This is a genomic window from Micrococcus sp. GbtcB5, from assembly GCF_019091605.1.
Taxonomy (GTDB): domain Bacteria; phylum Actinomycetota; class Actinomycetes; order Actinomycetales; family Micrococcaceae; genus Micrococcus; species Micrococcus luteus.
Map to the genome: position 1 here is coordinate 21,982 of NZ_JAGXJK010000007.1, position 25,048 is coordinate 47,029.

General features: G+C 74.1%; 20 protein-coding genes. 14 read left to right on the forward strand and 6 right to left on the reverse strand.

The window, feature by feature from the left end:
- Positions 1-20 precede the first annotated feature (20 nt).
- From yajC to KVS67_RS03740, 4 genes are all read left to right on the forward strand, one after another.
- Positions 21-452 (forward strand): preprotein translocase subunit YajC, encoded by a 432-nt coding sequence (yajC, locus tag KVS67_RS03725; protein ID WP_036317946.1) that lies wholly within the window; start codon positions 21-23, stop codon positions 450-452.
- A gap of 70 nt (positions 453-522) precedes the next feature.
- Positions 523-2,343 carry a protein translocase subunit SecD gene (gene secD / locus KVS67_RS03730; RefSeq protein WP_036317949.1) on the forward strand — a complete coding sequence of 607 codons (1,821 nt, stop codon included), beginning with the start codon at positions 523-525 and terminating at the stop codon, positions 2,341-2,343.
- The gene (secF, locus tag KVS67_RS03735) at positions 2,340-3,380 is read left to right on the forward strand and encodes a protein translocase subunit SecF (RefSeq protein ID WP_036317952.1); all 1,041 of its coding nucleotides are present in this window, start codon (positions 2,340-2,342) and stop codon (positions 3,378-3,380) included. Before secD ends, secF begins: the two co-directional genes overlap by 4 nt.
- Positions 3,381-3,495: 115 nt before the next feature.
- Positions 3,496-5,805 carry a bifunctional (p)ppGpp synthetase/guanosine-3',5'-bis(diphosphate) 3'-pyrophosphohydrolase gene (locus KVS67_RS03740; RefSeq protein WP_063188926.1) on the forward strand — a complete coding sequence of 770 codons (2,310 nt, stop codon included), beginning with the start codon at positions 3,496-3,498 and terminating at the stop codon, positions 5,803-5,805.
- 11 nt (positions 5,806-5,816) lie between these two features.
- Here KVS67_RS03740 and KVS67_RS03745 read toward each other — a convergent pair whose 3' ends face one another.
- Entirely contained in the window at positions 5,817-6,434 is a 618-nt protein-coding gene (locus KVS67_RS03745; protein ID WP_036380977.1) for a hypothetical protein, read from the reverse strand.
- Positions 6,435-6,519: 85 nt separating this feature from the next.
- A complete protein-coding gene (locus KVS67_RS03750; RefSeq protein ID WP_063188928.1) occupies positions 6,520-8,058 on the reverse strand; it encodes a DUF349 domain-containing protein in 1,539 nt (512 codons plus the stop codon).
- Positions 8,059-8,232: 174 nt separating this feature from the next.
- On the opposite strand from KVS67_RS03750, the gene hisS reads away from it, so the two are divergent.
- A complete protein-coding gene (gene hisS / locus KVS67_RS03755; protein ID WP_063188930.1) occupies positions 8,233-9,609 on the forward strand; it encodes a histidine--tRNA ligase in 1,377 nt (458 codons plus the stop codon).
- 60 nt (positions 9,610-9,669) lie between these two features.
- Here the strand turns inward: hisS and KVS67_RS03760 are convergent, their stop codons facing one another.
- Positions 9,670-10,971 (reverse strand): APC family permease, encoded by a 1,302-nt coding sequence (locus KVS67_RS03760; protein ID WP_060973791.1) that lies wholly within the window; start codon positions 10,969-10,971, stop codon positions 9,670-9,672.
- A 145-nt stretch (positions 10,972-11,116) separates the two neighbouring features.
- Between KVS67_RS03760 and aspS the strand changes: the two genes are divergently transcribed.
- Positions 11,117-12,931 carry an aspartate--tRNA ligase gene (aspS, locus tag KVS67_RS03765; RefSeq protein WP_063188932.1) on the forward strand — a complete coding sequence of 605 codons (1,815 nt, stop codon included), beginning with the start codon at positions 11,117-11,119 and terminating at the stop codon, positions 12,929-12,931.
- Positions 12,932-12,954: 23 nt separating this feature from the next.
- Here the strand turns inward: aspS and dtd are convergent, their stop codons facing one another.
- From dtd to KVS67_RS03780, 3 genes are all read right to left on the reverse strand, one after another.
- Complete coding sequence (gene dtd / locus KVS67_RS03770) at positions 12,955-13,407, reverse strand: D-aminoacyl-tRNA deacylase (RefSeq protein ID WP_044659818.1); 453 nt, start codon at positions 13,405-13,407, stop codon at positions 12,955-12,957.
- A gap of 44 nt (positions 13,408-13,451) precedes the next feature.
- Positions 13,452-15,191, reverse strand: a complete 1,740-nt coding sequence (locus KVS67_RS03775) for a choice-of-anchor I family protein (protein ID WP_063188934.1) — start codon at positions 15,189-15,191, stop codon at positions 13,452-13,454.
- A gap of 139 nt (positions 15,192-15,330) precedes the next feature.
- Positions 15,331-15,921: a DUF1697 domain-containing protein gene (locus KVS67_RS03780; protein WP_020621558.1), complete on the reverse strand. Its 591-nt coding sequence runs from the start codon at positions 15,919-15,921 to the stop codon at positions 15,331-15,333.
- A 52-nt stretch (positions 15,922-15,973) separates the two neighbouring features.
- Between KVS67_RS03780 and KVS67_RS03785 the strand changes: the two genes are divergently transcribed.
- The 8 genes from KVS67_RS03785 to KVS67_RS03820 all read left to right on the forward strand — a co-directional run bounded on the left by KVS67_RS03785 (position 15,974) and on the right by KVS67_RS03820 (position 25,004).
- Complete coding sequence (locus KVS67_RS03785; protein WP_041103678.1) at positions 15,974-17,371, forward strand: replication-associated recombination protein A; 1,398 nt, start codon at positions 15,974-15,976, stop codon at positions 17,369-17,371.
- Between the two features lie 172 nt (positions 17,372-17,543).
- Positions 17,544-18,107: a general stress protein gene (locus tag KVS67_RS03790; protein WP_020621560.1), complete on the forward strand. Its 564-nt coding sequence runs from the start codon at positions 17,544-17,546 to the stop codon at positions 18,105-18,107.
- 284 nt (positions 18,108-18,391) lie between these two features.
- Positions 18,392-19,018: a 30S ribosomal protein S4 gene (gene rpsD, locus KVS67_RS03795; protein WP_036313685.1), complete on the forward strand. Its 627-nt coding sequence runs from the start codon at positions 18,392-18,394 to the stop codon at positions 19,016-19,018.
- A gap of 171 nt (positions 19,019-19,189) precedes the next feature.
- Positions 19,190-19,579, forward strand: coding sequence for a hypothetical protein (locus tag KVS67_RS03800; RefSeq protein ID WP_020621562.1), 390 nt, complete (start codon positions 19,190-19,192; stop codon positions 19,577-19,579).
- Entirely contained in the window at positions 19,576-22,287 is a 2,712-nt protein-coding gene (alaS, locus tag KVS67_RS03805) for an alanine--tRNA ligase (protein ID WP_063188936.1), read from the forward strand. Before KVS67_RS03800 ends, alaS begins: the two co-directional genes overlap by 4 nt.
- The gene (gene ruvX, locus KVS67_RS03810) at positions 22,247-22,816 is read left to right on the forward strand and encodes a Holliday junction resolvase RuvX (RefSeq protein ID WP_041103686.1); all 570 of its coding nucleotides are present in this window, start codon (positions 22,247-22,249) and stop codon (positions 22,814-22,816) included. Before alaS ends, ruvX begins: the two co-directional genes overlap by 41 nt.
- Positions 22,813-24,081, forward strand: coding sequence for an endolytic transglycosylase MltG (gene mltG, locus KVS67_RS03815; protein WP_063188937.1), 1,269 nt, complete (start codon positions 22,813-22,815; stop codon positions 24,079-24,081). The genes ruvX and mltG overlap by 4 nt, the downstream gene beginning before the upstream one ends.
- Complete coding sequence (locus KVS67_RS03820; protein WP_063188948.1) at positions 24,081-25,004, forward strand: shikimate dehydrogenase; 924 nt, start codon at positions 24,081-24,083, stop codon at positions 25,002-25,004. The genes mltG and KVS67_RS03820 overlap by 1 nt, the downstream gene beginning before the upstream one ends.
- Positions 25,005-25,048: the final 44 nt, after the last annotated feature.

Below are 25,048 nucleotides of genomic sequence, written 5' to 3' on the forward strand. Positions count from 1 at the left end.
CCGAGCATCAGGAGTCCCCCATGCCCGTCGCCACCGCCGCGACCCTGCCCGTGATCGCCCAGCAGGCCCAGGGGGGTGGCGGCAGCCTGCTCATGCTCATCGCCTTCGCCCTGCTCGCGGTGATGCTCTTCCTCTCCTTCCGCAAGGGCAAGAAGATGCAGCAGCAGCAGGCGCAGATGCGCAGCACCCTCGCCCCAGGCGTCGAGGTCATGACGGGCGCCGGCATCTTCGGCACCGTCGTGGCCGTGGACACCGAGGGCCAGCGGGTGACGCTGGAGACCGCCCCGGGCACCCGCATGGACGTGCACCTGCAGGGCGTCACCACCGTCGTGGAGCCGGAGACGGCCGCCGCGCCCACCACGGACCCGTCGCGTCTGGATGACGCCCCCGGCACCGAGTACCGCGCCGACGACGCCGACGACCCGCGTCCGCGCCGCGACGACCTGGCCTGAGGCCCACCCACCCCTGCACACGCGGCCCCGCCTGGCGGGGCCGCTCGAATGTGACGGAAGCACCTGAGCAATGGCGAAGAGAACACCCACCGGCTCCGCCGGGCGCACCCTGGCCTGGCTGGCCGCCCTCCTCGTGGTCCTGGCCGCGATCCTCGGCGGGGGCGTGGCCTCCGGCGCGGCCTCCTGGGCTCCCAAGCTCGCCCTCGACCTCGAGGGCGGCACGCAGATGGTGCTGGCCCCCCAGACCTCGACGGGCGAGTCCGTCACCCCCGAGCAGCTGGACCAGGCCGTGGAGATCATCCGCCAGCGTGTGGACGGCTCCGGCGTGGCCGAGGCGGAGGTCGCCACGCAGGGCTCCCAGAACGTGGTCGTCTCCCTGCCCGGGGTCCCGGACGAGGAGACCCGCCGCCTGATCCAGGCGTCCGCGGACATGCAGTTCCGCCCCGTGCTGCAGTCCGGCCCGGGGGAGGCCACCCCCGAGGACCAGCGCCTGCCAGAAGACCAGCTGCCGAAGCCCGACGGGGAGCCGGCGGACGCCTACGACCCGAACTGGGTCACCCCGGCCCTGCTGGCCGAGTTCCAGGCCACGGACTGCACCGCCCCGCGGGACCCGGCCGCGCCCCCGCCGCCGTCCGACCGGGCGATCGTCGCCTGCCAGCCCTCCGAGGAGCTCGCCGACGGCGCCGTCACGCCGGCCCAGAAGTACATCCTGGGCCCCGTGGTCATCCCGGGCACCCAGATCAAGGGCGCGTCCAACGGCATGGCCCAGGCCCAGGGCGGCGTCTCCACCAACCAGTGGGTCGTCAACATCGAGTTCGACGAGGAGGGCACCAAGGCCTTCACGGAGGTCACCCAGAAGCTCACCCCGTACCCCGAGGGCGACCCGCGCAAGCAGTTCGCGATCCTGCTGGACGGGGACGTGATCTCCGCGCCGCAGTCCAACGTGGTCATCACCAACGGCAGCGCGCAGATCAGCGGCCCCACCCTGAACGAGCAGACGACGGCGCAGTTGGCCGAGCAGCTCAACTACGGCTCCCTGCCGATCTCCTTCTCGATCGAGTCCGAGCAGCAGATCTCCGCCACGCTCGGCCGGGACCAGCTCTTCTGGGGCCTGATCGCCGGCCTGATCGGCCTCGGCCTCGTGGCCGTGTACCAGTTCTTCCAGTATCGGGCCCTGGGCCTGCTGACCTTCGCCTCGATCATCGTGGCGGGCGTGCTGACGTGGCTGACCATCGCGATCCTGGGCTGGACGGACAACTACCGCCTGTCCCTCGCGGGCATCGCCGGGCTCATCGTGGCGATCGGTCTGACGGCGGACTCGTTCATCGTCTACTTCGAACGCATCAAGGACGAGCTGCGCGCGGGCCACACCGTGCCCGTCGCCGTGCACGAGGGCTGGAAGCGCGCCCGGCGGACGATCACCGCGTCCAAGGCCGTGAACCTGCTGGCCGCCGTCGTGCTGTACTTCGTGGCCGTCGGCAACGTGCGCGGCTTCGCGTTCACCCTCGGCCTCACCGCGATCGCCGACCTGATCGTGGTGTTCATGTTCACCCACCCGCTCATGGTGCTGTTGGCCCAGACCCGCTTCGTGGGCGAGGGACACCCGATGTCCGGACTGGACCCGTCGCTGCTGGGCGGGCCGTCCCTGTATCAGGGCGCCGGCCGCTTCCGCGAGCCCGCCCACGCCCCCCGCACCGGGCTCCCGGCGGAGGACTCCGACGAGCCGGCTGACGCGGCGGCCGCCGACGCCCCGCGCCCGCTCGTCGCGACGGGCGCCCCCCGCGCGGGCTCGTCCGCCCGGGGGGGCGGCCGCCGCTCGCGCACCGCGCCGCCCATGACGATCGCCGAGCGACGCCGCGCCGAGCGACGCCGCCAGGAGGAGGACCAGTGAACCGCTTCGCCGACTGGGGCAACGCCCTCTACTCGGGCCGCATCTCCTACCCGTTCATCCAGCGCTGGCGGCGGTGGTTCGCCCTCGCCGCCCTGCTGCTCGTCCTCGCCGGCGGCCTGACCGCCCTCCGCGGTGGCTTCAACCTCGGCATCGAGTTCCGGGGCGGCTCCGAGTTCACCGTCTCGCAGACGGCCTCCACCGACGTGGCCGCGGGCGAGCGCGCCGTGACCGACGTGCTGGCCGACGGCCACGCCACCGTCACGAACGTCGCCCCGGGCACCGTGCGCGTCCAGACCGAGCAGCTCGACGACGCCCAGACCCGAGCCGTGGCCGCGAACCTGCAGGAGGCCTACGGCGTCGGCCAGGACCAGGTGACCTCGACCTTCGTGGGGCCGACCTGGGGCGCCGCGGTGTCGCAGCAGGCCCTGATCGGCCTGGTGATCTTCGTGGTGCTCGTGACCCTGTTCATGGCCGTGTACTTCCGCACCTGGAAGATGTCCCTGGCCGCCGTGCTCGGCATGCTCTACGTGGTCGCGCTGACCGCCGGCATCTACGGCGCCACCGGCTTCGAGATCACGCCGTCGGCCATCATCGGCTTCCTCACGATCCTGTCGTACGCGCTCTACGACACCGTGGTGGTCTTCGACAAGATCCGCGAGAACACGATCGGGGCCGAGGAGGACCCGGAGCGCTCCTTCGTCGAGAACGTGAACCTCGCGGTGAACCAGACGCTCGTCCGGTCCATCACGACCTCCGTCGTCGGCATCCTGCCGGTCGGCTCGATCCTGTTCATCGGCGCGGGGCTGCTCGGTGCCGGCACGCTGCGGGACATCGCGCTCGCGCTGTTCGTGGGCATCATCGTGGGCACCCTGTCCACCCTGTTCCTCCAGGCGCCGCTGTACGCCCTGCTGCGCCGCAACGACCCGGACGTGCGCGACCACGACGCCCGGGCCGCGGCCCGCGCCGCCCGGGAGCGTGCCTCAGAGGCGGTCACCGATCCCGACGTCGCCCCCTGGGACGACGGCGCGCGACTCTGACGGAGCCGCTGCGGCCCCGGTGGTCTTCCTGGGGCGGGGTGGGACGGGCGCGGGTAGACTCGCCGATCATCCCGGCCGGAGCGGTCGGGGCCGCACGAGTCAGGAGGCGTGGCCCATGAGCGAGCAGGACCCCACTCCCGCCCCGGCCCGTCCCGCCCCGGCCCGTCCCGCCCCGGTCCGGCCCCGCAGCCGGATCGCACGCCTGACCGGCCGGCACGCCACCGAGTACTCGCCCCTGCTCGAGCCGCTGATGCGCACCGTGCGGCAGCGAGCCACCAAGACCGAGCTGGCCGAGATCGTCCGCGCCTTCGAGGTCGCCCGCGCGGCACACGAGGGGCAGATGCGGCGCTCCGGGGACCCGTACATCACCCACCCCGTCGCGGTCGCCACGATCCTCGCCGAGATCGGCGTGACGGGCCCGACGCTCCTGGCGGCCCTGCTGCACGACACCGTCGAGGACACGGACTACTCCCTGGAGCGCCTCCGCGCCGACTTCGGCTCCGAGGTCGCCCTCCTCGTGGACGGCGTGACCAAGCTGGACAAGGTGACCTACGGCGCCGCGGCGCAGGCCGAGACCGTGCGCAAGATGGTCATCGCGATGGCCCAGGACGTGAACGTCCTGCTCATCAAGCTCGCCGACCGGCTGCACAACGCGCGGACGTGGCGGTACGTCTCCCCGGAGTCCAGCGCCCGCAAGGCCCAGGAGACCTTGGACATCTACGCCCCGCTGGCCCACCGGCTCGGCATGAACACCGTCAAGTGGGAGCTCGAGGACCTCTCCTTCGCCGCCCTCAAGCCCAAGATGTACGCGGAGATCGTGCGCCTCGTGGGGGAGCGCAACCCGGAGCGGGAGAAGCACATCGCGGCGCTGCGCACCGTGATCGAGGAGCACCTGCGCGAGCACCGGATCCGGGCGACCGTCACCGGACGGCCGAAGCACTACTACTCGATCTACCAGAAGATGGTGACGCGCGGGAAGGACTTCGACGACATCCACGACCTGACGGGCATCCGGGTGCTCGTGGACTCCGTGCGTGACTGCTACGCCGTGCTCGGCGCGATCCACGCCCGCTGGAACCCGGTCCCGGGTCGGTTCAAGGACTACATCGCGGTCCCGAAGCTGAACATGTACCGCTCCCTGCACACCACGGTGATGGTGCCGGGCGGCAAGCCGGTGGAGATCCAGATCCGCACGCAGGAGATGCACCGCCAGGCCGAGTACGGCGTCGCCGCGCACTGGCGGTACAAGGCCCAGGCCGCCGGCCAGGCGCCGGTGCAGGCCACGCCGGCCTGGCTGCGCTCGGTGATGGACTGGCAGGCGGACACCCGGGACCCGGACGAGTTCCTCGCCTCGCTGCGCACCCAGATCGGGGCGGACGAGGTGTACGTCTTCACGCCGAAGGGGGAGATCCGCACCCTGCCGGCCGGCTCCACGCCCGTGGACTTCGCCTACGCCATCCACACCGACGTCGGCCACCGCACCATCGGTGCCCGGGTCAACGGCAAGCTCGTCCCGCTGTCCACGCCGCTGAGCCACGGTGACACCGTGGAGGTCTTCACCTCGCGCGCCGAGGACGCGGGCCCGAGCCGGGACTGGCTGGGCTTCGTGGTCTCGCCGCGGGCCCGGTCCAAGATCCGTCACCACTTCGCCACGCAGCGCCGCGACGAGCAGGCCGACCGGGGACGCGAGTCGCTGACCCGTCAGCTGCGCAAGGCCGGCATGGCCGTGCAGCAGGTGCTCGGCGGCGAGGAGCTGGTGCAGGTGGCCACGGATCTCGGCTACGCGGACCTCGACGGGCTGTTCGTGGCCCTCGGCGACGGCCACGTGTCCGCCCAGTCCGTGCAGGAACGCGTCGCGGAGCGCCTCGCTCCGCCGACGCCGACGCAGGCCGAGCCGGAGGGCGAGCTGACCGTCGGCGAGGTGCACCTGCAGGAGCTGGTCCCGGCCCAGTCGCGGCGCGCCCCCGCGCGGGCCACCAACGACGCCGGCGTGCTCGTGGACGGCGACGGCGGCGTCATGGCCAAGCTGGCACGGTGCTGCAACCCGGTGCCGCCGGACGCCATCGACGGGTTCGTCACCCGCGGCTCCGGGGTCTCCGTGCACCGGGTCGACTGTCCCAACCTGGCGACCCTGCTCGCGCAGGAGCCGGAGCGCCGCACCCCGGTCAGCTGGGCGCCGTCGCGGGACACCGTCTACCTGGTGGAGATCCAGATCGAGGCGCTGGACCGCAAGTCGCTGCTCTCCGACGTCACACGGGTCCTCTCCGAGAACCACGTGTACATCCTCTCGGCCTCCGTGAACACCACCCGCGACCGCGTGGCGATGAGCCGGTTCGTCTTCGAGATGGGCGACCCCCGGTTCCTCGGCCACGTGATCGACGCGGTGCGCCGCATCGACGGCGTCTTCGACGTGCACCGCACCTGAGCCTCCCGGCCTCAGTCGGGGACGTCCAGCGCCGCCAGCAGCGCGCCCAGCCGGCGCCGGGCCGCCACGACGCCGGCACGGCGGGTCCGGCGGGCCAGCCGCTCCCGCAGCCCGGCGGCGCCGTGGGCGCCGATCACGGCGGCCGCGCGCCGCGCCGCATCCGGGTCGGCGCTGAGCAGCAGGTCTTCGACTGTCCGGGCGGGCGTCGTGACCCGCACGGGGCCGAAGCGGAGCACGTCGTGCTCGGCGGGGGCGACGCCCGTGGCATCGGCCGCGACGTCCGACTGCGTGAGCGTCCAGGGCAGCAGGCCCCCGCCGGCGGGGCGCCGGTGGAAGTGCGGCACGGCCGCGTGTAGCCGCCCGGGCGCCGCGCCGCCGGCCAGGATCCAGGCCGCCGACGGGCCGATCGCGGTCCAGCCGGCGGCCAGGAGCGGGCCGCCGAGGGTCCACAGGGCAGCGGCCCGGACCGCGGGATCGTCCGCGGCGTCCGGCCGCGCCCACACCCCGGGCAGCAGCGGCCGCACGGCGCCCCGCGCGCCGAGCGCCTGCAGCTCCGGCTCCGTGAAGGGGTCGCCCGCCAGCACGAGTGCCCCGGTCGGGGCGGTCTCCTCGATCGTCACGGTCGTCATGCCCGGATCCTGCCAGAGACGGGGACGCCCCCGCGGCCGCCTGTGGACAGGCGGGCCGCGGGGGCGTGCTCGAGACGGGTGGGGCTCAGCGGAGCTCGGAGGCCGAGGCCTCGAGGGCCTGCTTCCACTGCAGGCGCGCGTCGAGCGCCTCCTGGGCCTTCTTGACGGCGCGCTGGTCGCCCCGGGCCTGGGCCCGGGCGAGATCCGCCTCGAGCCCCGCGATGGTCTCCTCGAGCTGCGTGAGGGCGGAGTTCGTGCGGGCCTTGGTCTCCGGGTCGGTGCGGCGCCAGTGCTCGTTCTCCGCCTGCTTGAGGGCGTCCTCGAGCTTGCGGAGGCCCTCCTCCATCCGGCGGACGTCCCCGCGGGGCACGCGGCCGGCATCCTCCCACCGCCCGCGCAGCTCGTTGAGCGCGCGCCGTCCGGCCTTGACGTCCGTGAACGGGAGCAGCTTCTGGCCGTCGGCGAGGATCTGCTCCTTCACCTTCAGGTTGGCCCCGTACTCGCGGTCGATCTCCTGGTTCGCGGCCTTGCGGGCGGCGAAGAAGACGTCCTGGGCGGCGCGGAAGCGGGCCCAGAGGGCGTCGTCCTCCTTGCGGGAGGCCCGGGGGGCGCGCTTCCACTCGTCCATCAGGTCGCGGTACTTGCCGGCGGTCACGCCCCAGTCGGTGGAGGTGGACAGCTCCTCGGCACGGGCGATGAGACGCTCCTTGACCTGCTTGGCCTCGGCCGAGGCGGCGTCCAGCCGGGAGAAGTGGGCGCGGCGGGTCTTGTCGAACGCGGTGCGGGCGCCGCGGAAGCGCTTCCACAGGTCGTCCTCGACCGACTTGGCCAGACGCGGACCGGCCTTCTGGGCGGCCTTCCACTCCTCGAACAGCTCCGTCATGCGCTTGGACGCGGTCTTCCAGGGCATCCGCTCGGCCGGGGTCTGGGCGAAGGTCTCGGCCTCGGCGACGATGGCCTCGCGGGTGGCCAGCTGCTCGGCCTGGGCGGCCTGCCGGGCCTCCTGTTCCGCGGCGCGGTAGTCGCCCAGGAGGGTCTCCAGGGCCGCCAGGCGGGTGCGGAGGGCGTCCATGTCGCCGACCATGTGGCGCTCGTTCACCGCGGTCGTCATCTGACCCAGCGCCCGGCCCAGCTCACTCGAGGGGGCGCCGGCGGCGATGCGCTGCTCGAACAGGGCCATCTGGGCGCGCACGTCGTCGTACTTGCGCACGAAGTACGCCAGCGCGTCCTCGGTGCTCGCGTCCGGCACCTGGCCGACCGCGTGCTCCTCCTGCCCGTCCAGCAGCGTGACGTGGCCGTCCTCGCTCACCCGGGCGAACCTGGCGGCCTCCTCCACCGGGGTGGGCGGCACGGTCGGGGCCACGACGGGGGTCGGGGCGGCGGACGCGGCGGCGGGCGTCGCGGGGCGCACGGCGGCCGGGCTGGCCTTCTTCATCGCGGCCGGGGAGGGCACGGCGGGCGCCTCGGCGGGCTGGGAGGAATCACCGTGCGCCGGCGCGTCGGGGACGACCTCGGGGACGGGCCGGGCCTCGGCGGGCACGGTCGGCTCGGCGGCCTCGGCCGACGCGGGGGCGGCCTCGGTGGCGGGGGACTGCTGGTCGTCGGGCTGCATGTGATTGGTCACCGCTGGAACTCTCCCTGACTGCGCCGGCACGCAGTCGTCGAGGGATGCGGCCGGTCGGGATGGACACGAACAGGGCCAGCGTACCGGGCCGGACAGCGCCCGCGCCTAGAATGGGCCGGTGCGCCGGCGGGGGACCGTCGCGCGTCCCCGCCGTCGTCGTCTCGAAGGATCGCCATGTCCCGCAAGGCCTCCCTGTCCGGTTTCCACGAGTGGCTGCCCGCCGAGCGGCTCGTGGAGCAGCACGTGCTCGACACGCTGCGGCGGACCTTCGAGCTGCACGGGTTCGCCGGCATCGAGACCCGTGCCGTGGAGACCCTGGGCCAGCTGCTGCGCAAGGGCGAGGTGGACAAGGAGGTCTACGCGGTCTCCCGCCTGGCCGAGGACGAGGAGGTCGCCGCGGGCCGGCGCGATCCCAAGGACCCGGCCGACCCCAAGCGCCTGGCCCTGCACTTCGACCTCACCGTGCCGTTCGCCCGCTACGTCGTGGAGAACGCCGGCCACCTCGCCTTCCCCTTCCGTCGCTACCAGATGCAGAAGGTCTGGCGCGGGGAGCGCCCTCAGGAGGGCCGCGCCCGCGAGTTCACCCAGGCGGACATCGACGTCGTCGGCGACGGCGCCCTCTCGCCCCGGTACGACGCCGACGTCGCACTCGTGATGGCCGAGGCGCTCGGCGCCCTGCCGATCGGCGACTTCCTCATCCGCGTGAACAACCGCAAGCTCGCCGAGGGCTTCTACCGGGGCATCGGCCTGGAGGACACCGCCGGCGTGCTGCGCAGCATCGACAAGCTGGAGAAGGTCGGCCCGGAGGAGGTCGCGCGGCTGCTCCAGGAGGAGGTCGGCGCGAGCCCCGAGCAGGCTGCGCAGGCGCTGGCCCTGGCGGACATCCGCACGTCGGACGCCTCGTTCGTCGAGCGGGTCCGCGCCCTGGGGGTGACCCACGAGCTGCTCGAGGAGGGGCTGACCGAGCTGGCCGACGTCGTCGCCACCCTGCACCGCCGCGCCCCCGGGCGCGCCGTGGCGGACCTGTCCATCGCGCGCGGCCTGGACTACTACACGGGCACCGTCTACGAGACCGTCCTGGTGGGCCACGAGCAGCTCGGCTCGATCTGCTCGGGCGGCCGCTACGACGCGCTCGCCTCCAAGGGGAACCGCGTGTTCCCCGGTGTCGGACTGTCCATCGGCGTGACGCGGCTGGTGATGCGCATGCTGTCCCAGCAGATGGCCGTGGCCTCCCGCTCCGTGCCGACCGCGGTGTACGTGGCGCTGACGGCGGACGAGGACTGGCCCGAGGCCCAGGACGTCGCGGCCCTGCTGCGGGAGCGCGGCATCCCCGCGGAGGTCGCGGTGTCCGCGGAGAAGTTCGGCAAACAGATCAAGTACGCGGACCGCCGCGGCATCCCGTTCGTGTGGTTCATGGGCCGGGACGACGCCGGCGCGCGGGTCCACGAGGTGAAGGACATCCGCTCCGGCGAGCAGCACGCCGCGGACCCGGCCGACTGGACCCCGCCGGCCGAGGACCTGCTGCCGCAGGTCGCCCGCGCGCAGGACTGAGCGGACGCGGCCGCTGTGCCGGCCCCGGTGTGCGGCGGCGGTGGGTGTCTGCGCGTCGGGTCACCGGCCCCGGCGCCCGGCCCGCACGAACGCGCGCCCGCCCACCCCGATCAGGAACACGCCCGCCATCGCGGCCACGGACATCGGCGGCAGGCTGAGGGCGAGCAGCAGGCACAGGGCCAGGCCGAGGACGTTGACGGCGCGGGGCACGCGCAGCGGGCGCAGCGGGCGCGGCCGGGCCGGGCGGCGGCCGTCGTCGTCCCCGCGCAGGGTCAGGGCGGACAGGTTCGCCACCGCGTAGTAGACGAGCACGCCGAACGAGCTGAAGCCCACCACGGTGAGGATGTCCGTGGTGAGCAGGAGCAGGATCACGGCCGCGGCCACCGTCAGCTGAGCCGTCCACGGCGTGCCGGTCCCCGCATGGACCCGTGCCAGGGGGCGGGGCAGGTCGGACTCGCGGGCCATGGCCAGGGCGGTGCGGGAGATGCCCGTCAGCAGGTTGAGCATGGCCCCGGCCGCGGCGAGGGCGGCGCCGGCCACCGCCACCCAGCCCCAGCCGGAGCCCAGGGCGGTCTCGAGCAGGTCGCGCACGGGCGCCGGGGACCGGGCCAGCCCGGAGGTCCCGAGGCCCGAGATCAGCGCCGTGGCGAGCAGCAGGTACAGCGCCACGGTCACGGCGAGGGCGATCAGGATGGCGCGCGGGATCGTGCGTGCGGGGTCGATGACCTCCTCACCCATGGTGGCCACGCGCGCGTAGCCGGCGAACGCGAAGAACAGGACGCCCGCGCCCATGAGCACGCCCTGCACGGGGGAGTCGACGCCGAGCGCCGCGGCCGAGCCCCCGGGGGCCTCGCGCGCCAGGCCTGCGCCGATGGCCAACACGAGCACGGCGAGCACGGGCACGAGGATCGCCAACGTCGCCTGCGCGGTCCGCGTCACGCCCGCCATCGCCACCCCGGTGAGCACGACGACGGCGGCCACGCCCGTCCACCGGGCCGCGGCGGCGTCGTCGGGGAAGAGGTACAGGCCGAGGGTGGCCGCCATCGCGGCCACCGACGCGGTCTTGCCCGTGACGAAGCCCCAGCCGGCGACGAAGCCGGCCCACGGGTGCAGCTGCCGCCGGCCGTAGACGTAGGCGCCGCCGGACTCGGGGTGGACGGTGGCCAGCTGCGCCGTGGACAGGGCGTTGCACAGGGCCGCGACGGCCGCGACCGCCAGGGCCCCGTACAGCAGGCCGGGGTGGCCGCCGGTGAGCGCGGCCGCCAGGCCGATCGCGGTGAACACGCCCGCGCCGATCATCGAGCCGAGGCCGATCGCGACGGCGTGGAGCAGGGTCAGGCGGCGCTGCAGGGCGGCGGTCATGACGGGGTCCTCCTGGGCTGGGGCAGTGTGGACGGGGCACTAGACTGACGGGAACGGCGCGCGCCCGCCCCGCAGGCGTATCACACGGCGTCGACCATCACATGAACCCCGCACATCGTCCGGCGACCGGACGGAGAGGATCCTCGTGCTGCGCACCCACTCCCTCGGCGAGCTCAACGCCTCGCTCATCGGCCAGACCGTCACCGTCACCGGCTGGGTGGCGCGGCGGCGCGACCACGGCGGCGTGGCCTTCGTGGACCTGCGCGACGCCTCGGGCTTCGCCCAGGTCGTGGTGCGGGAGGAGGCGGACTTCGACCCGCTGCGCAACGAGTGGGTCCTGCAGGTCACCGGCACGGTCGAGCGCCGCCCCGAGGGCAACGAGAACCCGAACCTGCCCTCCGGCGAGATCGAGCTGATCGCGGAGACCGTGACGGTGCTCAACACCGCCGCCGCGCTGCCGTTCCAGGTGGACGAGCACGTGGAGGTCGGCGAGGAGGCCCGGCTGCGCCACCGCTACCTGGACCTGCGCCGCCCGCAGCCCTCGCGCATCATGCGCCTGCGCTCCGAGGTCAACCGGACGGCGCGCGAGCTCCTGCACGGCGAGGGCTTCGTGGAGGTCGAGACCCCGACCCTCACGCGCTCGACGCCGGAGGGCGCCCGCGACTTCCTCGTCCCGGCCCGCCTGGCTCCCGGCTCCTGGTACGCCCTGCCGCAGTCGCCGCAGCTGTTCAAGCAGCTGCTGCAGGTGGGCGGGATCGAGAAGTACTACCAGATCGCCCGCTGCTACCGCGACGAGGACTTCCGCGCGGACCGTCAGCCCGAGTTCACCCAGCTGGACATCGAGGCCTCCTTCGTGGAGCAGGATGACGTGATCGCCCTCGGCGAGAAGATCGTCAAGGCCCTGTGGGCCCTCGTGGGCGTGGACGTGCCGACGCCGATCCGCCGCATGACCTACGCCGAGGCGATGGAGAAGTACGGCTCGGACAAGCCGGACCTGCGCTTCGGCCTCGAGCTGACGGACCTGACCGAGTACTTCAAGGACACCCCGTTCCGCGTGTTCCAGAACGAGTACGTGGGCGCCGTCGTGATGCCGGGCGGCGCCTCCCAGGCCCGCCGCACCCTCGACGCGTGGCAGGAGTGGGCCAAGCAGCGCGGCGCCAAGGGCCTGGCCTACGTGCTCATCCAGGAGGACGGCGAGCTGACCGGCCCGGTGTCCAAGAACATCTCCGAGGAGGAGAAGGCCGGGCTGGCCGCCGCCGTGGGCGCGAACCCGGGCGACTGCGTGTTCTTCGCCGCCGGGAAGCCGAAGGAGTCCCGCGCGCTGCTGGGTGCGGCCCGCGTGGAGATCGGCCGTCGCTGCGGGCTGTTCACCGATGCCGGTGACGGCGTGGCCGCGAAGGACGCCGACTGGGCGTTCGTGTGGGTCGTGGACGCGCCGATGTTCGAGCCGGCGGCCGACGCCGTGGCCTCGGGCGACGTCGCCGTGGGTGCGGGCGCCTGGACCGCCGTGCACCACGCGTTCACCTCGCCCAAGCCGGAGTTCGCGGACACCTTCGACACCGACCCGGGCGCGGCCCTGGCGTATGCGTACGACATCGTGTGCAACGGCAACGAGATCGGCGGCGGTTCCATCCGCATCCACCGTCAGGACGTGCAGGAGCGCGTGTTCGAGGTCATGGGCTTGTCCCCGGAGGAGGCGAACGAGAAGTTCGGCTTCCTGCTCGAGGGCTTCAAGTACGGCGCCCCGCCGCACGGCGGCATCGCGTTCGGCTGGGACCGCGTGGTCGCCCTGCTGGCCGGCACCGACTCGATCCGCGAGGTCATCGCGTTCCCGAAGACCGGCGGCGGCTTCGACCCGCTGACGGCCGCACCGGCGCCCATCACCGCCCAGCAGCGCAAGGAGGCCGGCGTCGACGCGCAGCCGGAGCCGAAGCAGGCCGAGGCCGAGCCGGAGGCCTGATCCGGGTCCGCGGCGGGCCCGCCTCAGCCGCGCCGCGGACCGGCCAGCTCGTCCGAGTCCACGATCAGCGTGAACGGCCCGGAGTTGGTGAGGGAGACGTCCATCTTCGCGCCGAACACCCCGCGCTCCACGCGCACGCCGGCGGCCTCGAGCTCGGCCGTGAACCGCTCGTAGAGCGGCTCGGCCTGGTTGCCCTTCGCCGCGCGCGTCCAGGACGGCCGCCGGCCCTTCCGCACGTCGCCGTACAGCGTGAACTGGCTGACGACGAGCGCCGGGGCACCGGCGTCGGTGAGGGACCGCTCGCCGTCGAGCATGCGGAGCCCGGCCACCTTGCGGGCCACCTGGACGGCCTCGGCCTCGGTGTCGTCGACGGTCACGCCGAGCAGGATCACCAGCCCCTCGCCCTCGAAGGAGCCGACGACTTTGCCGTCGACGGTCACGGACGCGGAACGGGCGCGTTGCAGAACGGCTCTCATGCAGCCATTCTGCAACGCGCCCGGAACCGGTCCGCGTCAGCGGATCACTGACGACGGGTCGGATTCACCTCGTACACGGTGGTCGAGCCGGAGACCTCGTTGGCGACGATCAGCAGGGCGGTGCCGGAGGGGGACTCGTCGGCCGGCACGAAGGTCAGGCCCTCGGCGCCCATGTCACCCAGGCCGGCCGTGGCGTCGTCGCCCGCGGCATCCCAGTCACGGTCGTTGACGTAGTCCACGTAGGTGGCGTTCCGCGGGTCGGTGATGTCGAAGACCACCACGCCGCCGATGCGCTCGAGGCCCACGAACGCGTAGGTGCGGCCCTGGATCGTGCCCACCACCACGGACTCGGGCTCGGGGCCCTTGTCATCCGAACGGGAGTCCCCGGACGGGGTCTCGTCGTTGTTCGCGTTGAACGCGTGCTCCGGCAGCTCGCCGGCGGCCACGAGCCGGGCGATCTGCTCCTCGATCATGCCGGCGGAGTCGAACAGGCGGGTGCCGTCCGCGGTGTAGATGGAGAAGGACCGGCCGCCCAGTGTGGTCAGGGAGGAGTGGCACTCGCGCTCAGAGTCGTAGCCGAGGTCGGTGAGCACCTTCAGGCGGCCCAGGGCATCCTTCTTCTGCAGGGCCTTGGCCCCCGGGAACTCGGCGGCGCACAGGTCCAGGTCGCTGACGCGCTCGGAGTCGTTGAAGTCGCCCCACTCCCGCCCGTCACCCTCGTTGGCGGTGACGACCAGGTTCTGACCGCGCCAGCGGTACGTGTCGATGCCGTCGGGCATGGGCAGGCCGTCGACCGGCCAGTGGCCCAGCTCGATGCCGCCGTCCTTGTCCGAGGCGTCCAGCACGCCCTCGGTGGACCAATCGGTGGGCGTCAGCGCCCAGAGGTCCTCCAGCGTGGCGGACTTCAGGTCCACGACGGCGACGGCGTTGGCCTCCTGCACGGACACGTAGGCGGTGCGTCCGGTCGGGTCGACGGTGACGTACTCCGGCTCGAGGTTGCGAGCCACCCGACCGGCGGGCTCGTGACCGGCGGGCACCGCCATATCGGGGCCGGAGACGCGCACGCCGGCGGGCAGGGCGGTGCCGGCGTCGTAGGCGCGGAAGTCCACGGTGCGCACCGCGTCCTGGGTCAGGCGGGAGAACTGCCGGGCGTTCTTCGGTACGGAGACCACGGAGATCGTGCCCTCCGGGTCGACGGAGAAGTCGTCGGCCGGTTCGCCCTCGTTGGCGACCACCACGTACGCCCCGTTCGGGGAGAAGGCCAGCGAGTCCGGCAGGGCACCCACCCGCACGCCGCCGAGGTAGCGCAGGGTGGTGGTGTCGAAGAACACGACCCAGCCGTGGTCGGTCTTCTCGGCGGCCTCCACGGCGACGGCCATCACGCCGCCGGAGACGGCCACGGAGTTCACCGTGGCGCCCTTGTCCGTGACGGAGCCGTCCGCGGTGCGCAGGCCCTCGGCGGAGAGGGTCCGCTCGGCCACGGGGGCGGCGTCGGCGCCCAGGCGCATGACGTCGACGGCGCCGCGCTGCGCGTTCACCACGAACAGGCGGCCGGAGACCGCGTCGAAGGCCGGGATCTCGGCGGCGGACTCGCCGAACACGCCGGTCTCGTGGGTGCCGGCGCGGGTGAGCTCGATGCTCTTGCCGGACGGGTTGGCGGCGATGGCGGCGCGCTGGGCCGTGGCCGAGTGCGGGGCGGGCGCGCTGAGGGAGGCCGGGGCGAGGAAGGCCGTGGACAGGGCCGCGGCGGTGACGGCCGTGGCGAGGCGTGCGAGGCGAGGCATGGATGCTCCAGTCAGGGCAGGGAGGCGGAGGACGGGGTCACCCCATCGCACGGATGTGAACGGACCGTGACGTCCCGGCCAGCGCGCGGTGTCCCGCGGGTGTCGACGCCCCGGACGCCCCGCGTGCCGTCCGCCGAGGTCAGTCCTCGCTCGGCAGCCCCGCGAGCACCCGCACCGTCGTGAGGTTCCGGGCCGTGCCGCGCACCCCGAGCGCCCGGTCGAGGCGAGCCGGGGTGAGCGGGGAGTCGGCGACCCCCGCGGCGCAGCGCATCCACAGCAGCCGTCCCTCCAGGGCCGTGCGATCCGGCCCCGCGGGTCGGCCATCCCCGTGGTCGAGCGCGGCCAGGGCGGCGGCCGCCTCGGGTGCGGGGTCGTCCTCGAGCACGGTGAGCTGGGTGCGTTTCGGCTCGCCGCCGGCCCAGGGGAGCGCGTCGTGCAGCTCCAGGGCGCGCCGGAGCGTGCCCACGTCCACGAGGACCACGGGGACGTCGAGGCCGCCCTCCTCACGCGCCCGCCGCGCGAACCCCTGCCGCACGCCCTCGGCGGCCGCGTCGGAGGACGCCCGGAACAGGACGTTGCCGCTGGCCAGGTGGGTCGTGACCGCCTCCCCGCCGGCGGCCCGGGCCCAGCGGATCAGCGTGTCCTTCCCGACACGGTTGCTCCGGCCCACGTTGATCCCGCGCAGCAGCAGGACATGGGTGTGGTCGGCGCGCGGGGCGGCGGGGCTCATGCGGCCAGGATGCCACCCACGCGCCCGCGGGCCGAGGACTACCCTGGACCCGATGGACGACCTCTTCAGCGCCGCGCACAACGGGGCCGACGACGACGGCCCGGCCGGCACCGTGGCCGCCCCGCACCCCGGCGCACCGCTGGCCGTGCGCATGCGCCCGCGCACGCTGGATGACGTGCTGGGCCAGCGGCACCTCATGCGGCCGGGCTCCCCGCTGCGCAAGCTCGCTGAGCCCGATCCGGACTCCGCCGCGGGACCGAGCTCGGTCATCCTCTACGGGCCTCCGGGCATCGGCAAGACGACGCTGGCCCACGTGATCGCCCGCGCCCCCGGGCGCACGTTCACGGAGCTGTCCGCGATCACGGCCGGTGTGAAGGACGTGCGGCAGGTGATGGAGCAGGCCCAGCGCGAACGGGACCTCTACGGGCGCACCACCGTCCTGTTCCTCGATGAGATCCACCGCTTCTCCAAGGCGCAGCAGGACGCGCTGCTGCCGGGCGTCGAGAACCGCTGGGTCGTGCTGGTGGCCGCGACCACGGAGAACCCGTCCTTCTCCGTGATCGCACCCCTGCTCTCCCGGTCGCTGCTGCTCACGCTGCGTCCCCTCACGGACGACGACATCGTCGGGCTGCTGGACCGTGCCGTGACCCAGGAGCGCGGGCTCAACGGCGCCGTGGTGCTCCAGGACGACGCGCGGGACTACCTGGTGCGGATGGCCGGCGGCGACGCGAGGCGGGCGCTCACGGTGCTGGAGGCCGCGGCCGGCGTCGCCCTGGACAAGGCGCGCGAGGCCGGCCGGGCGGGGGAGGGCGCCGTCGCGGTCACGGAGGAGGACGCCGCGCAGGCGATGGACCACCACGTCCAGCGCTACGACAAGGACGGCGACCAGCACTACGACGTGATCAGTGCCTTCATCAAGTCCATCCGCGGCTCGGACGTGGACGCGTCGATGCACTACCTCGCCCGGATGCTGGAGGCGGGGGAGGACCCCCGGTTCATCGCCCGGCGGCTGATCATCTCCGCGTCCGAGGACGTGGGCATGGCCGACCCGACCGCGCTGCAGACCGCCGTGGCCGCCGCCCAGGCCGTGCAGCTGATCGGCATGCCGGAGGGACGCATCATCCTGGCGCAGGCCGTGACGCATCTGGCCACCGCGCCGAAGTCCAACGCGAGCTACACCGCCGTGAACGAGGCGATCGCGGACGTGCGGGCCGGCCACACGGGCGCGGTGCCGGCGCACCTGCGGGACGCGCACTACCCCGGCGCGGCGGCCCTCGGCCACGGCCAGGGCTACGTCTACAGCCACGACGAGCCGCACGCCGTCGCCCGTCAGCAGTACGCGCCGGACCCCCTGGTCGGGAGGGACTATTACCGGCCCAAGCCCATCGGACACGAGAAGCGGCTCACCGAGCAGGTGGCCGCGCTGCGCCGGATCATCCGCGGCGACTGAGCGCGCGCCGGGCCCGGGGGCGGACGCCTCGGGCGGCCGCGCGGAATAAAGACGCCCGGATCACCGGTTGTCCAGGGATGAGCGGGGCGGTCGACGTCGGCCCGCCGACTCCTCGCCCGCTCGCGCCCCCATGCACCACCGACGCACAGAAGGAACAGAAGGAGCCGCCCCCATGACCCAGTCCACTCCGCAGCAGTCCACCCCGCAGCACACCGCCGCGCAGCAGCCGGCCCCGTACGGCCGCCCCGGCGCCGGCGGCCCCGCCCTCCCGCAGGCCGACTACCGCATCCTGCGCTCCGTCCCGGCCTACGCCGAGGCCCAGGCCCTCGTGGACCAGCTCTCCGACGCCGGGTTCCCCGTGGAGCGCGTGCGCATCGTGGGCACCGGGCTGCGCTCCGTGGAGCAGGTCCTGGGCCGGATGACCACCGGCAAGGCCGCCGTCCGCGGCGGGCTGCAGGGCCTGTGGTTCGGCCTCCTGCTCGGCCTGCTCTTCTCGATCTTCGCCCCCGGCTTCGGGTTCCTCTGGATCCTGCTGATCTCCCTGGGCCTGGGCGCCCTGTGGGGGGCGGTCTTCGGGGCGATCGGCCACGCGGCCACCGGCGGCAGGCGCGACTTCACGTCCCTGCAGACCATGGAGGCCGAGTCGTACGACGTGCTGGTCGAGGCCTCCCACCTGGACCAGGCCGGTCAGCTCCTCGGCGCGGACCCCGGCACCGCGGCCACGCCGCGCGCCTGAGCCCCGGCCCGCCCCGTCGTCGTCGCTCTGGTAAGGTGGACCGGTCTGGCAGGCGCTGCGCCCCGGACGCATCCCCCTCGCTCGGATCCCCGCGGACGCCCGCGTGCCCGGGCGAGGGACGCGCAGCGCATCAGTGGATGACGGGCGGCGGCACGCCCCTCAGCTCTCCTCAGGATCGCGGGGAGGCCAGGTTCGAGGCCCCTTGACCCGTGCGCCCCGGCGCCCGGACGAGACCTCGAGACAAACCCGAACCGTGCCGCACGTCAAGGAAAGGCAGGTCCACCATGAGTGGCAACCTTCGCACCCGCCGCACCGTGCGGCACTCCCGCGCCCTGGGCATCGCGCTGACTCCCAAGGCCGAGAAGTACATGGAGCGTCGTCCGTACGGCCCCGGCCAGCACGGCCGTGCCCGCCGCAAGCAGGACTCGGACTACGCGGTGCGCCTCAAGGAGAAGCAGCGTCTGCGCGCCCAGTACAACATCCGCGAGGCCCAGATGCGCCGCTACTTCGAGGAGGCCAAGCGCACCGCCGGCCTGACCGGTGAGAACCTGGTCGAGCTCCTCGAGCAGCGCCTCGACGCCCTCGTGCTGCGTGCCGGCTTCGCCCGCACCATCCAGCAGGCCCGTCAGCTCGTCGTGCACCGCCACATCATGGTGGACGGCAAGCGCGTGGACGTCCCCTCGTTCCGCGTGAAGGAGGGCCAGATGATCCACGTGCACGAGCGCTCGGAGAAGATGGTCCCCTTCCAGCTGGCCGCCGCCGGCGCCCACCAGCAGGTCCTGCCCGCCACCCCGGGCTACCTGACCGTGGAGATCGACAAGCTGCGCGCCACCCTCACCCGTCGCCCGAAGCGCTCCGAGGTCCCCGTGACCTGCGAGGAGCAGCTCGTGGTCGAGTACTACGCGCGCTGATCCGCCGCGGCCGGGTCCGTCCCGGACGACGGCGCCCCGCGCGTCCCGCAGGCCCGGTCACCTCTCGGAGGTGACCGGGCCTGCGGCGTCCCCCGGGCCCGCCGCCGGGGATCGGCGCCGCGCCCGGTAAGGTGGGGCCGGAATCCCTGCCGTCCGAAGGAGGCCCCCGCCATGCTCCGCTCGCTGCTGCTCGTCGGCGCCGGCGCCGCATCCGGCTGGTTCGCACACCGCGCCCTCGGCGACCGTGCCCACCCGGCCACCGACGCGACCGACGCGCCGACGTCTGACCCTGGCTCCGCGGGGGGGCGCGCGGGGTTCTCCGCCCGCCTGGACCCGGAGCGTCTGGCCCGCCAGGCCGGTGAGGCCGCCGCCGACGCCGCGGCGGCCGCCCTGCAGGACGGTGCCCGGCGCCTGGCCGAGCGCGTCCGCGCCGAGGCCCCCTGGGCCGCGCCCTACCTGCCCCACACGGGGCCGATCATCTCCGGGGAGACCGTGGAGCCGCCGTCGCACGGCGCCGCCCGCCCCCAGACCACCACCACGCAGAAGGACACCCCCGCATGAAGTCCCAGGAGATCGCCCGCCGCTGGACCGCCTTCTTCGAGTCCAGGGGGCACCGCGTGGTGCCGTCGGCGTCGCTCGTCTCGCCGGATCCGTCGCTGCTGTTCACGGTGGCCGGCATGGTCCCGTTCATCCCGTACTTCCTGGGGGAGCAGACCCCGCCGAGCCCGCGCGTCGTCTCGGTGCAGAAGTGCATCCGCACCGCGGACATCGAGGAGGTCGGCAAGACCGTCCGCCACGGCACCTTCTTCCAGATGTGCGGCAACTTCTCCTTCGGCGACTACTTCAAGGAGACGGCCATCCCGATGGCCTGGGAGCTGCTGACGTCCTCGGTCGAGGACGGCGGCTTCGGCCTGGACCCCGAGCGCCTCTGGGTCACCGTGTACCGCGAGGACGACGAGGCCGAGCGCATCTGGCGCGAGGACGTGGGCGTCCGTCCAGAGCGCATCCAGCGCATGGGCAAGGAGGACAACTACTGGCACACCGGCCAGCCCGGCCCGGGCGGCCCCTGCTCGGAGATCTTCTACGACCGCGGCCCCGCGTACGGCGTCGACGGCGGCCCGGCCGCGGACGACACCCGCTACATCGAGATCTGGAACCTCGTGTTCATGCAGTACCGCCTCTCCGCGGTGCGCTCGAAGGACGACTTCGACGTCGCCGGCGAGCTCGAGCACAAGAACATCGACACCGGTCTCGGCCTCGAGCGGCTCGCCATGATCCTCCAGGGTGTGGAGAACATGTACGAGACGGACCAGGTCCGCCCCGTGCTCGACCGCGCCGCGCAGCTGGCCGGTCGCTCCTACACCTCCACCGAGGACCCGGCCGACCCGCACTACGACGACGACGTCCGCCTGCGCATGGTGGCCGACCACGTGCGCTCGGCCCTGATGCTGATCAGCGACGGCGTGCGTCCCGGCAACGAGGGCCGCGGCTACGTGCTGCGCCGCCTCATCCGCCGCGTCGTCCGCGCCCTGCGCCTGATGGGCGTCACCGAGCCCGTGTTCCCCGAGCTGCTGCCGGTCTCCCGGGACGCGATGAAGGGCACCTACCCGGTCGTCGCGGACGAGTTCGAGCGCATCGCCCGGATCGCCTACGCCGAGGAGAAGGCGTTCCTGCGGACCATCGCCGCGGGCACGGCCCGCCTCGACGCCGCGGTGGGCCAGGCCCGCTCGGCGGGCGGCGGCATCGCCGGCCCGGACGCGTTCGAGCTGCACGACACCTACGGCTTCCCGATCGAGCTGACGCTGGAGATCGCGGAGGAGGCCGGCGTCGCCGTGGACGAGGCCGGGTTCCGCGCCCTCATGGCCGAGCAGCGCGACCGCGCCCGCGCGGACGCCAAGGCCAAGAAGTCCGGCCACACGGACACGGCCGTGTACCAGCGCCTGCGCGCCGAAGGCCAGACCCACTTCACCGGCTACACCGAGCACACCACCGAGTCGGTGGTGCGCGGCCTGCTGCAGAACGGCGAGGAGGTCCCGTCCGCGGGCGCCGGCACGGAGCTCGAGCTCGTCCTAGACGCCACGCCGTTCTACGCGGAGTCCGGCGGCCAGGCCGCGGACACCGGCCTGATCACCGGCGACGGCTTCCGCCTCGAGGTGCTCGACGTGCAGGCCCCCGTGAAGGGGCTGTCCGTGCACAGGGTCAAGGTCCTCGACGGCGAGGTCGCCGCCGGCGCGCAGGCCCTCGGCGCGATCGACCTGCAGCGCCGCCTTGACGGCGAGAAGGCCCACTCCGGCACCCACCTGGTGCACGCCGCGCTGCACCAGATCCTCGGCCCCGAGGCCACCCAGTCCGGCTCCTTCAACAAGGAGGGCTACCTGCGCTTCGACTTCCGCTGGGCCGAGTCGCTCTCGGCCGGGGCCCGCTCCGAGGTCGAGGACGTGGTGAACATCGCCATCCGCGACGACCACACCGTGCTCACCCAGGAGATGAGCCTCGAGGAGGCGCGCGCACTCGGCGCGATGAGCCTGTTCGGCGAGAAGTACGGCGACCGGGTGCGCGTCGTGGAGATCGACGGCGCCTGGTCCCGCGAGCTGTGCGGCGGCACCCACGTGGGCCGCACCGCGCAGATCGGCTCGCTGACCCTGCTCGGCGAGCAGTCCGTGGGCTCGGGCAACCGCCGCGTCGAGGCCCTCGTCGGCCTGGACTCGTTCCGCCACCTCGCCGCGGAGCGCACCCTCGTCTCCGAGCTCTCGGAGATGTTCAAGGCCCCGGCCGAGGAGCTCAAGGACCGCATCGGCGCCACCCTGGACCGGCTCAAGGCGGCCGAGAAGCAGGTCGCGGAGCTGCGGGCCCAGGCGCTGCAGGCCCAGGCCGGACAGCTCGCCGCGCAGGCCCGGGACGTCACGACGTCCGGTGGGACGTCGGTGCGGGTGCTGGCCCACCACGCCGGCGACGTGGCCGGGGACCAGCTGCGTTCCCTCGCGCTGGACCTGCGCGCCCGGATCGAGTCGGCCGGCGGCAACGCGGCGGGCACGCCCGTGTTCGTGGCCCTCACGGCCGAGGCCAAGGGCCGGCCCCTCGTGGTCGTGGCGACCAACGAGGCCGCCCGCGCGGCCGGCCTCAAGGCGGGCGCCATGGTCAAGACCGCCACCGGCGTGCTCGGCGGCGGGGGCGGAGGCAAGGACGACGTCGCCCAGGGCGGCGGCCAGGACGTCACGCGCGTCGGGGATGCGCTCGACGCCGTCGTCGCCGCGGTGCGCGCGGCCTGAGGCGGACGTGAGCGCAGGTCAGGACGGGGCCAACGCGGCAACCGACGCCGTGCGCCGGGGGCGCACCCTCGGCGTCGACGTCGGCCGTGCCCGCGTGGGCGTCGCGTCGGCCGACCCCGACGGCCTGATCGCCACCCCCGTGGCCACCCTGCGGCGGGATGCGCGTCGACGTCGTGACGTGGACGAGCTCGTCGCCCACGCACGCGAGCTCGACGTCGTCGCCGTGTACGTCGGCCTGCCGGTGAATCTACGGGGCGAGCACACGCCGTCCACGCAGGACGCCCTCGACTACGCGGACGCCGTCGCCGCCGCCCTGGCCGAGGCGGGCCACCCTGTGCCGGTCCGGCTCGTCGACGAGCGGCTCAGCACGGTCTCCGCGCAGGCCGGACTGCGGGCCGCGGGCCGGTCCGTCAAGGACAGCCGCGGCGTGATCGACCAGGCGGCCGCCGTCGCGATCCTGCAGGCCGCCGTGGACGAGCAGCGCCGCACCGGGCGCTGGGCCGGCCAGGACCGGGAGCCGATCCGGTGACCGGCGACCACCAGCACGCTCGGCGTGAGGACCACTGGGACGATCTGCTCGACGACGAGGCCGACGTCCACGACGACCTCGACGTGTTCGGCTTCGCCCACGAGGAGGCGGACGAGGCCGACGTCGGCGCCCCGTCCCAGCCGGTCGGCGCGGCCGGCCCACGCCGGCCCCGCACGTTCCTGCGCCGCCGGGGCACCGGGTCCCACCCGGCCTCGCGGGTCGACCGCGGCGCCGGCCGGCGGCGGACCGCGCTGGTGCTGGGCACGGTGCTGGTGGCGTTCGCCGTCGTGGTCGGGCTGATCGTGCGCGGCTTCCTGAGCGGCCCCGACCACACGGCCGTCGAGGGCGACGAGGTGACGTTCTCGGTGGAGCCGGGCGAGGACCTGGGCTCCGTGGCGGCCCGCCTGGACCGGGCCGGCATCGTGGGCTCAGCCCGTGCTTTCGAGCGCGCCGCCAGGGACACGGGCAGCGGTCTCGTCCGTTCGGGGGACTTCGTGCTGCGCGAGCGGATGCCCGCGGCCGAGGCCCTCGCGGTGCTCCAGGGTGCCACGGACGGGGCCGTGCACTACGTGCTCGTGGAGCGCGGGCGGCGACTCACCGAGGTGCTGGACGCCGTCGCCGAGGCCACGGGGCTGCCCCGCGAGGAGCTCGAGGCCGCCGCCCAGGACCCGACCCGCTACGGCGTCCCCGGGGAGGCGGGCACGCTCGAGGGCTGGCTCGACGCCGGGGAGTACCGCCTCCCCGTCGACGCCACCGCCGGGCAGGTGCTCGACGCCCTGGTCCGGCCCACCCTCGCCGAGCTCGAGGCCCTCGACGTCCGCGACCCGGCCGAGCAGCAGCGCGTGCTCACGATCGCCTCCATCCTCGAGGCGGAGGCCCTGCCCCAGGACTACCAGCAGGTCGCCGGCGCCATCGAGAACCGCCTCGCCCCGGACAACACCGAGACGCACGGGCTCCTGCAGATCGACGCCACCGTCACGTACGGCCTCGGAGTGCGCAGCCTCAGCTTCACCTCGGGCCAGCGGCAGGACGCCTCGAACCCCTACAACACGTACGTGCACCCGGGCCTGCCGCCGGGTCCGATCGGCATGCCCTCCGACGCGGCCGTCGAGGCCGCCCTCGACCCGGCCGAGACGGACGCCTACTACTGGGTGACCACGGACATCGGCACCGGCCACACCGAGTTCTCCCGCACCTATGAGGAGCACCAGCAGCACGTGCGCACCCTGCAGCGCTACTGCGCGTCCAATCCGGGGGTGTGCTGATGCGCCCCGTGCTGCGCGCGGCGGTCCTGGGCCGGCCGATCGCCCACTCGCTCTCCCCGGTGCTGCACGCGGCCGCCTACCGGGTCCTCGGCCTCGACGTCGACTACGGCCGCCGTGACCTGGGCGAGGACGAGGTGCTGGCCTTCGCGGCCGAGCACCTCGGCGCCCCGGGCGCGGCCGACGGCGGCGCGGCCGCGGCCCGCGGGCAGGACTGGCTCGGCTGCTCCGTCACCATGCCGCTGAAGCGGGCGGTCGTCGCCGCCGCCGGGCACGTCAGCGACCGCGTCCGGCTCCTGGGCACCGCGAACACCCTCGTGCGCGACCATCCCGCCGCCCCCGGGGTCGTCCACGCCGAGAACACGGACGTGGACGGCATCCTCGGCGCCCTCGCCGCGGCCGGCCTCGACCGTGCCGCCCGGGGCGGGACCGTCGGCGTCCTCGGGAACGGGGGGACCGCGACGGCGGCCGTCCTCGCCGCCGCCACGCTCGGCGCGAACGCGGTGCTCTTCGGCGTCCGCGACGCCGCCCGCGCCGCCGAGGTGACGGCCCTGGCCGACGCGCTGGGGCTGCGCTGGGCGACCCTGACCCAGGCGGATCTGCTCCGGCGGGCGCCGGGGCTGCGTGCCGTCGTCGCCACCCTGCCGCCGCGCGCCGCGGACGCCCTGGCCGCGCACGTGCCGGCCGACGCCGCCCTGCCGCCCCTGCTGGACGCGGCCTACGACCCGTGGCCCTCCGTGCTGGCGGCCGCCTGGTCCCGGGAGGGCGGTCCGGTGGCGTCCGGGCTGTCCATGCTGCTGCACCAGGGCGTCGAGCAGGTGCGGCTGTTCACGGCCCGGCCCCGCGCCGCGGCCGGGATGCCCGAGCCGGACTGGGCGGCGGTGACGCGCGCCGCGGCGGACGCCCTGGGGCCGGCCGCCGGCTGAGCGCGGGACGCCGGATCCGGCCCGTCCCGTCCGGTCACACGTGA

Coding starts and splice junctions, on each gene's coding strand:
- KVS67_RS03745 (WP_036380977.1), bottom strand. CDS start 6,434: ATGACGACCGTGACGATCGAGGAGACCGCCCCGACCGGGGCACTCGTG.
- secD (WP_036317949.1), top strand. CDS start 523: ATGGCGAAGAGAACACCCACCGGCTCCGCCGGGCGCACCCTGGCCTGG.
- KVS67_RS03760 (WP_060973791.1), bottom strand. CDS start 10,971: ATGACCGCCGCCCTGCAGCGCCGCCTGACCCTGCTCCACGCCGTCGCG.
- rpsD (WP_036313685.1), top strand. CDS start 18,392: ATGAGTGGCAACCTTCGCACCCGCCGCACCGTGCGGCACTCCCGCGCC.
- KVS67_RS03740 (WP_063188926.1), top strand. CDS start 3,496: ATGAGCGAGCAGGACCCCACTCCCGCCCCGGCCCGTCCCGCCCCGGCC.
- KVS67_RS03820 (WP_063188948.1), top strand. CDS start 24,081: ATGCGCCCCGTGCTGCGCGCGGCGGTCCTGGGCCGGCCGATCGCCCAC.
- KVS67_RS03780 (WP_020621558.1), bottom strand. CDS start 15,921: ATGAGCCCCGCCGCCCCGCGCGCCGACCACACCCATGTCCTGCTGCTG.
- KVS67_RS03775 (WP_063188934.1), bottom strand. CDS start 15,191: ATGCCTCGCCTCGCACGCCTCGCCACGGCCGTCACCGCCGCGGCCCTG.
- yajC (WP_036317946.1), top strand. CDS start 21: ATGCCCGTCGCCACCGCCGCGACCCTGCCCGTGATCGCCCAGCAGGCC.
- alaS (WP_063188936.1), top strand. CDS start 19,576: ATGAAGTCCCAGGAGATCGCCCGCCGCTGGACCGCCTTCTTCGAGTCC.
- hisS (WP_063188930.1), top strand. CDS start 8,233: ATGTCCCGCAAGGCCTCCCTGTCCGGTTTCCACGAGTGGCTGCCCGCC.
- KVS67_RS03800 (WP_020621562.1), top strand. CDS start 19,190: ATGCTCCGCTCGCTGCTGCTCGTCGGCGCCGGCGCCGCATCCGGCTGG.
- KVS67_RS03785 (WP_041103678.1), top strand. CDS start 15,974: ATGGACGACCTCTTCAGCGCCGCGCACAACGGGGCCGACGACGACGGC.
- dtd (WP_044659818.1), bottom strand. CDS start 13,407: ATGAGAGCCGTTCTGCAACGCGCCCGTTCCGCGTCCGTGACCGTCGAC.
- ruvX (WP_041103686.1), top strand. CDS start 22,247: ATGCGCTCGACGCCGTCGTCGCCGCGGTGCGCGCGGCCTGAGGCGGAC.
- KVS67_RS03790 (WP_020621560.1), top strand. CDS start 17,544: ATGACCCAGTCCACTCCGCAGCAGTCCACCCCGCAGCACACCGCCGCG.